Here is a 12,430-nt window from a genome sequence, read left to right as displayed (position 1 = left end):
GAAGGGGTTACATTGTGGAAGAGCGTACTGGAGCTGTAGCACTTATACTTGGTGGGCATGTAAATGGCTATGCAATAGTGAAAGAACTAAATTTTCACGGTGTAGAAGAGATAGTTCTATTCCAAAAAAAAAGAAGCTTAGCTAGCTTTAGTAATAAAGTGAAAAAAACTTACAATATTACTTGTACTGAAGCTAGTGTACTTCATGCTCTTGAAAGTATGAAAAGTAAGTATTCAAAAATTATATTATACCCAACAGATGATGCTTACTTAGAGGTTTTACATAAAATATACTCCTTAATATCATCTTATTGCTACATACCATTTAATAATGAACACCTATTAGAACAGCTAGATAAATTTCATCAGTATGATGTTTGCTCTAAGTCTGATATTCCTTACCCTAAAACCTTAAAAGTCGATAGTAATGTATCATTAGCCAAAATGGTAGAGCTTAAGCTTCCCTTGATAGTTAAGCCCTCAAAGAGGCTTGATTTAACAACTAGTGTTTTTAGAGCTAAGTATTTTGAAACTGAGGAGGATATTAGAAACTCTTTCGAAGAGTTAGAAGGCTACTTAAATAGTGGTGTCGAATTTATAGCCTCAGAGTTTATACCTGGGGATGATACTAATATATATGCATATACTTGTTTTAGAAGTAATGATGGCGAGCTAGTCTCTGGTTGGGGAGGGAAGAAGTTAACTCAATATCCTGACGAATTTGGAGTCGTTTCGAGTGCAAGTAATACTTGTCCCGCGGTTGTTATTGATCAAGGGCGTAATTTAGTTGAGGCTCTAAATGCATTTGGGATTGTTGAACCTGAATTCAAATTTGACAGTAGGGATGGAAAATATAAATTAATGGAAACAAACCTAAGATCCATGATGTGGCATAGAGTTGGCTTTGTGTCTGGTGTTTCATTGCATTATTTAATGTATCTTAAGGCGCTAGGAAAGGTATACGATACAGATTTTAAAGTGAGCAATAAAAAAATACATCTTGTTTTGATGCTGCATGAGATACCGAACTTGATAGCTCGAAAAAGTTACTTTAAACACTTTAGATATAATGTTTTTGGTGGTGAGAAAAGGGAGTGGGCTATTTATGAGAGAGGAGATCTCAAGCCATTCTTTTTTAGTCTTTTATTATTATTTAAAATGAGCTTTAGTGCATGCCTAAATCGATTAAAGAAAAAATTAAATTTTTTCTAAAGAAAAAAAAGCTGAAAAAGAATGGTGTCGTATTACATCACCATGCATATATAGCAAAAACAATATTTTTAGGTAAGGCTGTTATTGAACCTTATTGCCGTTTTATTGGGGCTGATAAAATTACGATTGGAGAAAGGTTTTATGCAAACGTTGGTTGTCATTTCTTAGGTAATATTACTATAGGGAGTGATGTTATGATCGGACCTAAAACAGTTATTTGGGGGAGGGATCATGGAACTGCAACAACTATGGCTATGAATCAACAGAAACATATTTCGGAAGATATTAAAATTGAGAATAATGTTTGGATTGGTGCAAATGTTACTATTTTGAAAGGGGTTAGAATAGGAACCGGGGTGATAATCGGAGCTGGTTCTGTGGTTGTAAATGATATAGATGACAATTGCATTGCTGTTGGTAATCCGGCTAAGGTAATAAAAAAGCGTAGTGAAATATGTTAATACTTAAAGTTACAGAAGATTATTTTATAGAGAAAAAATATATAGCTTATGTTTTTTTTAATGAAATTTTAGGTGTAAATTGTAGTGTTGAAGTAGATTCAAAAATTAAAGGATATAAATTAATTTTACCAAATGGTGCCTCAATAAATGCGCCAGATCTTTTTTTTGATAAGTTCAATCTTTCTACTTTGAGTCCTATCTCATTAATACCCAATTCAATAGATTTTTTAGATTGTCAGCTTTTGGGGGAGGATGTTAAATTACCTGTGCTTTTTGGTGGCACCCAAGTTGAAAGTGGTGCAGAAACGATTACTCTAGACTATGATTTTTTAGGCAGTGCTTTCTTCACAATAACTTGTATGGAGGAGTATTTAAATGACCAAAGGGATAAGCATGGGAGATTTCTCGGTGAATTTTCAATCGCTAATAAGTTTAAATACCTTGAGCAACCAATAGTAGATCAAGCTGCTGAATACATATGGCAATTATGTTTATCTTTAGATTATGCATTGTTGAAGCCTTCTAAAACAGGATCAACCTATGTCACTTGTGATGTGGATTGGCCATATGACCCTAGGTTAAATGATTTTAATAGTGCGCTAAAATATATTGGTTATGCTTTAATCCGTAAGAAATCTTTAAAAAGTGCATTTGGGTGCTTATCAAGATTTATTTTGTCAAAACTAGGAGGGGGGAAAGATAATAATCGAAAAATGGTATCTTGGATTATGGATGTTAATGAGAAGGCAGGAAATAAGGTTTTATTTTATTTTATTCCGATAAAAACATCGCCATTTGATAGTAATGATTCTCTTGAAAAAAGCGAAAAGATTAGTGAATTGTTACAAGAAATAAATACAAGAGGGCACTCTATTGGTATTCATCCCGGTTATGAATGTGTATCTTCTATACCTGTCTTTGAAAAATCTATAAATACTTTTCAGTCTAGACTTTTGGCTGAGGGAATAAAACACGAACCATTTCATAACCGAACTCACTTTTTAAAATGGGATATTGAAACTACAGCATCTTTTTTAGAGAAAAATAATATTAATTATGATTCGACTCTAGGGTTTGCAGATAAGGTTGGTTTTAGATGTGGAACAGCACATGAATTTACTATGTTTGATATTAAAAGAAGAGTTGTTTTAAAAATAAAGCAAAGACCATTATTATTTATGGAAGGTTCTTTACTAAATGAGCAATATGAAAATGTTGTTGAGAGAGACCTTGCTTTTGAGAAAGTGAAATTAATTAAAGATCGAGCCTTATTATACGGTGGTAATTTCACTATGTTATGGCATAACACCTATTTAGAAAGCGAATATGATAAGTTGCTTTATCTAAAAGTCATTAAATAAAAGAAGGGTACGCTGTGAAAGTTGCTTATTTATTAGAGTTAGACTTAGTTAATCATTTAGGTGTTAAGAAGAAAGTTTTTTCTCAAGTAGAAAATTTGAGACGATTGGGTTGTGAAGTAGAAATATTTTGCATTACACCTAGTAAAGAAAGTGATGATAACGTAAAAGTTTTTAACTCAATTAATATTAGTGGTGAATTTGGTATTACCTCTCAACTGTTTAGGTATTTAAATAGAATTTTGGTAGTGAAAAAGCTAAGAAAAGCTTTAAGTGACTATAGTCCAGAACTTATATATATGAGAGAAGGTGTGTATTACCCAGGGCTAAATAGTATTCTCGATAAGAAGAATGTAGTTATTGAAGTTAATCATGTATATGGAAATATAGAAAAGAGTAAAAGTAAGCTACTTGCATTTGGCTTCCATTTTTTAAGAAAAAAGACGTTAGAAAATGCAAGTGCTTTTATTGCTATTTCTAATGAGGTGAGCACCTCTTTAGGTAAGGTTTTTCCTAGTAAGCCAACTATTGTTATCTCGAATGGGATAGCTAAAATAAATAAGCTCACTAAGCTCACTAAGCTTTCTAATAATAAAATTAATATACTTATGGTCGGCTCACCCAATCAACCATGGCAAGGGTACGATCAATTATTAAACTTCGCAGAGGAACTTGAGTTTTCTCATCCAAAAATCCACTTTACAATAATTGGACCCAGCTCTTCAGAGTTAGTCGCAAAAAGCCAAAATGTTCGATTTTGCGGTTATTTAGATGAAAAAGATTTAACGGAACATTTTATTTCTGCTGATATAGCTATTGGTACTTTAGCTGCGTATAGAAAAAATATTAATGAGGTCTCATCTCTCAAACATAGAGCCTATGGCTCATATGGAATACCATTTATTACTTCTGTATATGATACTGATTTTTCAAAGCTTGAGGAAGTGCTAACTATTCCTAATATAGATAATTCTATTATTATAAATAAAAATATAGTAATTGATTTTATAATAAGCATGGCCGGAAAAAGAATCGACAGGAAAAGTTTGGAAGGTATTACTGAAAATAACAAATCAATAAGTCGTTTGAGTTTCTTTAATAGTATTGTAGATAGAGTAGGTAGTTAATTGTTTATAATTTACTTAATTTCTTTGTTTGTTGTATTTATTATTATGCATCACTCATTAAAAGGAACTGACTTCGAGTTGAGCCTTAAAAAGGGAAAAATATGGCCTTTATTGTTTTACAAGGAAATATTGTTGATTCTCTTACCTATGGTGTTGATTAGTTTATATGGAGTTTCATTTTTTAAATCTTCACTTTTTTATGCGAACAATGAAAGCATTCCTTATACCAATTTGCTCATTCTTTTTAATGTCGTGTTTTTTTTATTATGCTTAGCTATCTCTTCTCGCTTCTTTATAGTATCTAAAATAAGTTATAATACTATTGACATTGAAAAAAACGCGATGATTTTTTTGGTTTCTGCGATGCTTTTAGGTATTATAATACTGGTTTTTTCTCTATTGTTTCTTGGTTATAAGCATGCATTCATAAGCACAATACTGTCCGGAGAAAATCTATTGGTTGCTAGAATTAGTAATAAATACTCAACCTCTCTACCGTCACAGTTTATGAGGCTAATTACAATTTCTTTTTGGATGAGCTCTGTTTTAGCTGGAGTTTATTATTATAGTAAAAAAACACGATTAGCATTTGTTTGTTTGTTGGTATCTCTATTTTTAGCTTCAGCGGATGGTGGTAAGGCTCCTATTGTAATATCAATAGTTTTATTCGTATCTACAGTATTATACCTTTCTAAAGACAGAATAAATTTCAAAAAATATTTAGCATTTTCACCTTTTTACTTTTTATTTATATTTTCATTTATTTATTATATTACTTCATTACAGTTGAGTAATCTAAGTTTTACATCTTTTATAGAGTATTTAGTGAATAGAATTGGTGTTGGTCAAATGTCAGGTGTATATGAAACGTTTGCAATACCCGAATTAAAAGGTGATTATTATTTGCATTCGATTCCCTTTGCTAGTTATTTTTTTGAATATCCAACCTATGATAAAGATTTGATGGTTTATGTAGAGAATTTAGATCCCTCTAAAACAGGTGTGAAGAACTCATTTTTTCTATCTGAAAGCTTTGGTGCATTCGGTTGGTTTGGGGCTTTTATTTTTCCATTTTGGATTGGTATTGTTTATCCAATTAATTATTATCTAATACATAAATTTCTTAGTACCTTTGCATCACATCAAGTTGCAATGTTAATTGCTCAGCCTTTTTTCTTTATGTCTTTCTCTTTGAATGGTGGAGTGTCTTCTTTATTATTATTTAAAGGGTTGATCTTTAATTTAATATTGTTAACTATTTTTATATTGAATTTCTATTTATTTAAAATTGTTCGTGGTTTTATTTTTAAATGATTAGATATTTAAAAAAATGAGGTTTTATGAAAAAATTAGTTATTATAACTACAATTCCATTGACTATTGAGACGATGCTTTTAGAGCAAGTGAAGTATCTTTCTAACCATTATAAAGTTATTTTAGTTACAAGCTCTGGGTTGAATTCAGCTCTTTTTGATAGTGATTTAAATATAGACATTCATACCGTCGAAATGGCAAGAGGAATTGATTTGTTTAGAGATTTTGCCTCACTATTTTCAATGATTAGACTGTTAAAAAAAATTAAACCTAATTTAATACATTCGTTTACACCTAAGGCGGGCTTGATTTCGATGTTGGCAGGCTTTTTCTTAAGAACACCTGTCCGAGTTCATACATTTACAGGTTTAGTTTTCCCTACGGAATTAGGTCTGAAAAAGAAGCTGTTAATGTTTATGGATAAGATTATTTGTTTTTCTTCGACAAAAATCATTCCTGAAGGGGTGGGTGTGAAAAATGACTTATATACATTTGGTATAACTAAAAAGACTTTAAATGTTATTGGACATGGAAATATCGCAGGTGTTGATACATCATTTTATAGCCGTCAAAAAGTTGCGGCTAGTTCAGATGTTACTTTTCTTGTAGAGAAAATAAAGTTACCCAAAGATTCATTTGTTTTTTGTTTTGTTGGGCGGTTTACTGAAGATAAAGGAATAAAAGAGTTATTGGAAGCATTAGATGGTTTACCTTCTAATTGCTACTTACTGCTTGTTGGTGAGCAAGATGGAAGGTGTCCATTAAATGATGAGTATATTAATAAAATATATAAGAATGATAGAATTATAGATTTAGGTTGGTTATCAGATATTAGGCCAGCATTATACCTTTCGGATGTACTTGTTTTGCCAAGTTATCGTGAAGGTTTTCCTAACACCCCACTGCAAGCTGGGGCGATGGAATTACCTTGTATCGTCACAGATATAAATGGTTGCAATGAAATCATTATACCAAACTATAATGGTTTTATTGTGCCACCTCGGAATGTTGAAAAACTCAAGGTTGCAATGTTAAATAGCATGGATCCAGAAAGAGTAAACTCAATGGGAATCAATGCAAGGAAAAGCATAGTTGAAAAATTTGAACGCAAAACCCACCTTAAGAATATGCATAATTTTTATGAAGGAGAGTTAACAAATGAAGCGACTGTTTGATTTTTTAGTTGCACTGGGTGTATTGCTTACATTATTACCTGTTATTGCTATTGTTGCTGTTCTAATTCGGTTCAAATTAGGCTCGCCTATTTTATTTACCCAAGACCGCCCTGGTTTGAATGGTAAAATTTTTAAAATGATGAAGTTCAGAACCATGCTTGATGGTAAAGATAAGCAGGGTAACTTGCTGCCAGATAATGAGCGTATGACTAAATTTGGCTCATTTTTACGCTCTACCAGTTTAGACGAACTACCTGGTTTATTTAACGTATTAAAAGGGGATATGAGTTTAGTTGGGCCACGCCCTTTACTTATACAATATTTACCTTTGTATAGTACGGAGCAAGCGCGCCGCCATAATGTGCGCCCGGGCATTACTGGTTGGGCACAAGTAAATGGCCGTAATGCAATTAGCTGGGATCAAAAGTTTAAATTTGATGTTTGGTATGTAGATAATCAAAGTTTTTTACTCGACTTTAAAATATTATTATTAACCGTAAAAAAAGTGTTTGTTCGTGAAGGTATTAGTGCTGACGGACATGTAACTATTGAGCCATTTAAAGGCTCTAATAATGACTAAAAAGTTAGCAATTGTGGGCGCAAGCGGCCATGGTAAGGTTATTGCCGATATTGCCGAGCAGCTTGGTTTTACTGTCAAATTTTATGATGACGCTTACCCGACTAAAACACATATTGAGCATTGGTCTATAAATGGCACTTGTGCTGATTTAATCGCGTTAAATAATACAAGTACTGCATCTAGCGACGTTGTTGTGGCCATTGGTAATAATGATATTCGCTTGCAAAAAATACAATTATTACAACAAAATAATTTTAACCTAATTACCCTAATTCACCCAAGCGCAGTGATAAGCCAATACGCCGTGGTAGCAATGGGCACCGTAGTTTTTGCGGGTGCTGTTATTAATGCATTTGCAAAAGTTGGTGTGGGTTGCATAATCAACACAGCAGCAGTTGTTGAACATGATTGCTGCATTGGTGATTTCACTCATATTTGCCCTAATGTTGCTTTAGCGGGCGGCGTTGTTGTTGGTACTCAAAGTTGGGTTGGTATTGGTAGCCAAGTAAAACAGTTAGTGTCAATTGGCGATAAATGTTTGATTGGTGCTGGTAGCACCGTTGTAAAAAATATACCTGATAACGTTACAGCATTTGGCTCTCCTGCAGTAGCAAAATAAATTAGACCTCATTTCTATATGGAATTAATAGGAACATCATGTTAAATACCCCATTTTCTCCTTGGCCAAGCTTCACTCAAGACGAGGCTGATGCTGTAAGTCGTGTAGTTTTGTCAAACAAAGTTAACTACTGGACGGGTACTGAAGGCCGTGAATTTGAAAAAGAATTTGCCACTTGGGCAGATAGCGAGTACGCAATCGCACTTGGTAATGGCACTTTAGCGCTTGATATCGCGCTTAAAGCGTTAAATGTGGGTGCTGGCGATGAAGTTATCACTACACCGCGTACTTTTTTAGCGTCTGCCTCTAGTATTGTTACTGCTGGCGCAGCACCTGTATTTGCCGATGTTGATTTAAATAGCCAAGCAATTACTGCTGAATCTATTAAAGCGGTACTTACACCAAAAACGAAAGCAGTTATTGTTGTACACTTAGCCGGTATGCCTGCTGAAATGGACGAGATAATGGCACTCAGTAAAGAGCATGGTTTTTATGTAATAGAAGACTGTGCACAAGCGCATGGTGCTAAGTATAAAGGCCGTTCTGTGGGCAGTATAGGCCACATTGGGGCGTGGAGTTTTTGCCAAGATAAAATAATGACTACCGGCGGTGAAGGCGGCATGGTAACCACTAACTCTAAAGAGTTATGGTCCGCTATGTGGAGCTATAAAGATCACGGTAAAAGCTTTGATGCAATTTATAATCGTGAACACCCACCAGGGTTTAGATGGTTACACGAAAGCTTTGGTACTAACTGGCGCATGACCGAAATGCAAGCTGTACTTGGTCGAATTCAATTAACCCGCATGACAGAGTGGACAGCTAAACGCCAAGCGTATGGTTTGCAGCTAGACCAAGCTGCAAGTGATTTTGACTGTATTCGCTTAGTTGTAGTGCCTGAGTATAGTGAGCACGCTGAATATAAACATTATATGTTTATTAAACCTGAGTGTTTAGCCGAGGGTTGGGATCGTGACCGTATAGTAAACACCATTGTAGAGCACGGCGTACCTTGTTTTCAGGGGAGTTGTTCTGAAGTGTATTTAGAAAAAGCGTTTGATAACACCCCGTGGCGTCCTGAAACTCGCCTACCAAATGCTGTTGAGCTAGGTGAAACGTCAATTATGTTTTTAGTCCACCCGACTTTAACTGAAGCTGAGATAGCAAAAACAACCCAAGTTATGAAAGAAGTGTTTGCATTAGCGAGTAAGTGAAAGGTTGCTAGGGAAGAAGCTAGGTGCTAGAAGAGGCTAGGACCTAGACTCCTAGCAACTAGAATCTATATTTCAAAGGAAGGGACCTCAATGCAATTTGAAAAACTGGATGTTTGGAAAAGAGCTTCACGGTTAGCTTGTAATATATAAAGTTACTAAAGATTGTAAAGATTATGGCTTTAAAGATCAGGTAACGCGTTCAGCGGTTTCGATTCCTTCAAATATTGCAGAGGGGCTTGAAAGAGGGAGCACTAATGATGAATCTAGATTTTTATATTACGCTAAAGGTTCTGCTGGTGAATTAGTTACACAACTTTACATTGGCATTGAAATTGGATTTATAGAAAAAGGTCATGGATTAAAGCTAATATCTGAAGCTAAAGAAGTTGCAGCGATTATTGCGGCGTTAATTAAACGCAGAAAGGGATTTGTGAAAGAGCAAGAGTCCAACTATGGTACTGATAGCTCCTAGCTCCTAGCTCCTAGCTCCTAGCTCCTAGCTCCTAGCTCCTAGCTCCTAGCTCCTAGCTCCTAGCTCCTAGCTCCTAAGATCTAGCTAATTTAGGCTATCTGCTCTATAATTCATGAAATTTTAACAAGTAAACGCACTATTTTGTGTACTTTATTTTTTAAATCAATCAAATACAAGAAAAAGGGAACTTGTTGTGGATAGCTACATCAGATCTATTTTAAATGCATCGCGTGGTACAAAGCGTGTCATCACGTTATTTATAGACTCGCTCTTTATTGCGGCAGCATTTTGGCTGGCTTTAATTGTACGCTTAGATAGCCTTGCCCCCTTTAGAAATCTTGATAATTGGCTGCTTTTAGCTTTATTAATCCCCACTGCATTATTTGCATTTATTAACTTAGGCTTATATCGAGCTGTACTTAGATACATGAATGCACAAGCATTATGGGCAATTGTACTAGGCACCGTTATAACCACCGTTAGCTTGGTGTTATTGTCGTTTTTTGTTGGTATTACTATCCCGCGCACTATGCCATTTATTTTTGCTTGGTTATGCTTATTAACAGTTGGTGGTTCGCGTGTATTGGTACGAGCCATGATTGGTAAAATGGCAACGGCAAATAAAGAGTCGATTATTATTTATGGGGCTGGATCTGCAGGGCGACAATTAGCCACTGCGTTAGGTGCTGGACCTGAATATTATGTACGCGCATTTATTGATGACGATGAGACAAAGCAAGGTTCAATCATTCAAGGTATACCAGTAATTAACTTTAAAGGTATTTACGAACTAATTAATAAAGGTAAAGCGACTAAAGTTTTACTGGCCTTACCAAGTGCAACTCGAGCAAGGCGTAAAGAAGTGTTAGCGCAATTAGAGCCGTTAACTATTAAAGTGTTATCAATCCCTGGTATGGCCGATGTGGTTGAAGGTAAAGCTAAGCTATCAGAGTTTCGTGATGTTGAAATTGAAGATTTATTGGGCCGAGACCCAGTAACACCTAAACCTGAATTAATGGCTGCTAATATTACCGGTAAAGTGGTAATGGTAACAGGCGCTGGCGGTTCTATTGGGTCTGAGCTTTGTAGGCAAATAGTTAGGCAGCAACCTAAAAAATTAGTGTTATTTGAAATATCAGAATTTGGTTTATATTCAATAGAAAAAGAGCTAAATGAGTACATTATTAATAACAGTATTGATTTAGAGCTAATACCAATAATGGGCTCTGTGCAGCGCATTAATCGTATTGAAACAGTAATGATAGCATTTGGTGTACAAACGGTTTATCACGCTGCGGCTTACAAGCATGTTCCATTGGTTGAGCACAATGTTGTTGAAGGTGTACGTAATAATGTATTTGGTACATTTTATGCTGCAAAAGCGGCTGCAAATGCGGGTGTTGAAACTTTTGTATTAATTTCGACCGATAAAGCAGTTCGTCCAACAAATGTAATGGGTGCGACTAAGCGCATGGCTGAGCTAGTGCTACAAGGTTTAGCGCAAACGAAAGGTAAAGGCCATCGTACACGTTTTTGCATGGTACGTTTTGGTAATGTACTTGGCTCGTCGGGTTCGGTTGTGCCGCTATTTCGTAGGCAAATTAAAGAAGGCGGACCTATTACGCTTACCCACCAAGATATAACCCGCTTTTTTATGACAATACCAGAAGCAGCGCAGCTTGTAATACAAGCCGGCTCTATGGGCAAAGGTGGTGACGTATTTGTGCTTGATATGGGCGAGCCAGTTAAAATTAAAGATTTAGCAAGTAAGATGATTCGTTTATCTGGCTTTGAAGTAAAAGACAAAACTAATCCACATGGTGATATTGAAATTCAATGCACAGGCCTTCGCCCAGGTGAAAAGCTATATGAAGAGCTGTTGATTGGTGACAATGTTGGCCAAACCACTCACGAGCGTATAATGACTGCAAGTGAAGTAATGCTGCCATTACCTGAGTTAAATGTATTTTTAGAGGCACTCGACATAGCTTGCCATAACTTTGATCACCAAGTGATTCGCCAGTTATTGTTAGATGCACCAACAGGGTTTAATCCAACAGACGGTATTTGTGATTTAGTGTGGAATGCTAAGCATGAATCACCTAACGAAGTGACCACTGCCAAGGTAGTCAATTTAAAAAATTGATAGGCGTTTTAATGTGTTGTAACCAAGGACGGTTATGAACCACATATTTATTACGGCTAAAGCCGGTTCCTACGATATACCTACAGGTAGGAGCGCGCTTTAGCGCCGATGTGTTGCGCCTCGCGTTTAAAGCCCACCATTCGAGTTATTATCAAAGCCGTCACTATAACATTATCATGGCTAAAGCCGGTTCCTACGATATACCTACAGGTAGGAGCGCGCTTTAGCGCCGATGTGTTGTACCTCGTGTTTAAAGCCTACCATTCGAGTTATTATCAAAAATTGCTGTTATAACCACTATCACGGCTAAAGCCGGTTCCTACGATATACCTACAGGTAGGAGAGCGCTTTAGCGCCGATGTGTTGTACCTTGTGTTTAAAGCCCATCATTCGAGTTATTATCAAAAACTGCTGTTATAACCACTATCACGGCTAAAGCCTGTTCCTACGATATACCTACACGTAGTAGGACGGTTTAGCGCCGATGTGTTGCGCCTCGCGTTTAAAGCCCACCATTCGAGTTATTATCAAAAATTGCTGTTATAACCACTATCACGGCTAAAGCCTGTTCCTACGATATACCTACAGGTAGGAGCGCGCTTTAGCGCCGATGTGTTGCGCCTCGCGTTTAAAGCCCACCATTCAAGTTATTAGAATTACTGTTATAACCACTATCACGGCTAAAGCCTGTTCCTACTGTGTATTTACACGTAGGAGTGCGCTTTAGCGCCGATGTGTTGCGCCTCGCGTTTA

Annotated in this window: 10 protein-coding genes and 1 pseudogene; all 11 read left to right on the top strand. The window is 35.9% G+C overall.

Annotated elements, in window-relative coordinates:
* The first annotated feature begins 14 nt into the window (after positions 1-14).
* The gene (locus tag ACJJVX_RS18995) at positions 15-1,211 is read left to right on the top strand and encodes a hypothetical protein (protein WP_405632942.1); all 1,197 of its coding nucleotides are present in this window, start codon (positions 15-17) and stop codon (positions 1,209-1,211) included.
* Entirely contained in the window at positions 1,172-1,672 is a 501-nt protein-coding gene (locus tag ACJJVX_RS18990; RefSeq protein WP_405632940.1) for an acyltransferase, read from the top strand. The genes ACJJVX_RS18995 and ACJJVX_RS18990 overlap by 40 nt, the downstream gene beginning before the upstream one ends.
* Positions 1,666-3,033 carry a polysaccharide deacetylase family protein gene (locus ACJJVX_RS18985; protein ID WP_405632937.1) on the top strand — a complete coding sequence of 456 codons (1,368 nt, stop codon included), beginning with the start codon at positions 1,666-1,668 and terminating at the stop codon, positions 3,031-3,033. Before ACJJVX_RS18990 ends, ACJJVX_RS18985 begins: the two co-directional genes overlap by 7 nt.
* A gap of 14 nt (positions 3,034-3,047) precedes the next feature.
* Positions 3,048-4,157 carry a glycosyltransferase family 4 protein gene (locus ACJJVX_RS18980; protein WP_405632935.1) on the top strand — a complete coding sequence of 370 codons (1,110 nt, stop codon included), beginning with the start codon at positions 3,048-3,050 and terminating at the stop codon, positions 4,155-4,157.
* Between the two features lie 78 nt (positions 4,158-4,235).
* Positions 4,236-5,471 carry an O-antigen polymerase gene (locus ACJJVX_RS18975; protein ID WP_405632932.1) on the top strand — a complete coding sequence of 412 codons (1,236 nt, stop codon included), beginning with the start codon at positions 4,236-4,238 and terminating at the stop codon, positions 5,469-5,471.
* Positions 5,472-5,497: 26 nt separating this feature from the next.
* Entirely contained in the window at positions 5,498-6,646 is a 1,149-nt protein-coding gene (locus tag ACJJVX_RS18970) for a glycosyltransferase family 4 protein (RefSeq protein WP_405632929.1), read from the top strand.
* Positions 6,630-7,226 carry a sugar transferase gene (locus ACJJVX_RS18965; RefSeq protein WP_405632926.1) on the top strand — a complete coding sequence of 199 codons (597 nt, stop codon included), beginning with the start codon at positions 6,630-6,632 and terminating at the stop codon, positions 7,224-7,226. Before ACJJVX_RS18970 ends, ACJJVX_RS18965 begins: the two co-directional genes overlap by 17 nt.
* Complete coding sequence (locus tag ACJJVX_RS18960; RefSeq protein WP_405632924.1) at positions 7,219-7,845, top strand: acetyltransferase; 627 nt, start codon at positions 7,219-7,221, stop codon at positions 7,843-7,845. The genes ACJJVX_RS18965 and ACJJVX_RS18960 overlap by 8 nt, the downstream gene beginning before the upstream one ends.
* A 38-nt stretch (positions 7,846-7,883) precedes the next feature.
* Complete coding sequence (locus ACJJVX_RS18955; protein ID WP_405632921.1) at positions 7,884-9,059, top strand: DegT/DnrJ/EryC1/StrS family aminotransferase; 1,176 nt, start codon at positions 7,884-7,886, stop codon at positions 9,057-9,059.
* Positions 9,060-9,149: 90 nt separating this feature from the next.
* Positions 9,150-9,531, top strand: a pseudogene (locus ACJJVX_RS18950) (four helix bundle protein).
* A gap of 193 nt (positions 9,532-9,724) precedes the next feature.
* Positions 9,725-11,677, top strand: coding sequence for a nucleoside-diphosphate sugar epimerase/dehydratase (locus tag ACJJVX_RS18945; RefSeq protein WP_405632920.1), 1,953 nt, complete (start codon positions 9,725-9,727; stop codon positions 11,675-11,677).
* Positions 11,678-12,430 lie beyond the last annotated feature (753 nt).

The sequence above is a fragment of the Pseudoalteromonas sp. Ld20 genome (genome assembly GCF_045064175.1).
Classification (GTDB): Bacteria; Pseudomonadota; Gammaproteobacteria; order Enterobacterales; family Alteromonadaceae; genus Pseudoalteromonas; species Pseudoalteromonas neustonica.
The sequence above is the reverse complement of the archived record's forward strand: the minus strand, read 5'-3'. Positions and strand labels throughout refer to the sequence as shown.

Coding starts and splice junctions, on each gene's coding strand:
- ACJJVX_RS18965 (WP_405632926.1), top strand. CDS start 6,630: ATGAAGCGACTGTTTGATTTTTTAGTTGCACTGGGTGTATTGCTTACA.
- ACJJVX_RS18990 (WP_405632940.1), top strand. CDS start 1,172: ATGCCTAAATCGATTAAAGAAAAAATTAAATTTTTTCTAAAGAAAAAA.
- ACJJVX_RS18955 (WP_405632921.1), top strand. CDS start 7,884: ATGTTAAATACCCCATTTTCTCCTTGGCCAAGCTTCACTCAAGACGAG.
- ACJJVX_RS18985 (WP_405632937.1), top strand. CDS start 1,666: ATGTTAATACTTAAAGTTACAGAAGATTATTTTATAGAGAAAAAATAT.
- ACJJVX_RS18970 (WP_405632929.1), top strand. CDS start 5,498: ATGAAAAAATTAGTTATTATAACTACAATTCCATTGACTATTGAGACG.
- ACJJVX_RS18960 (WP_405632924.1), top strand. CDS start 7,219: ATGACTAAAAAGTTAGCAATTGTGGGCGCAAGCGGCCATGGTAAGGTT.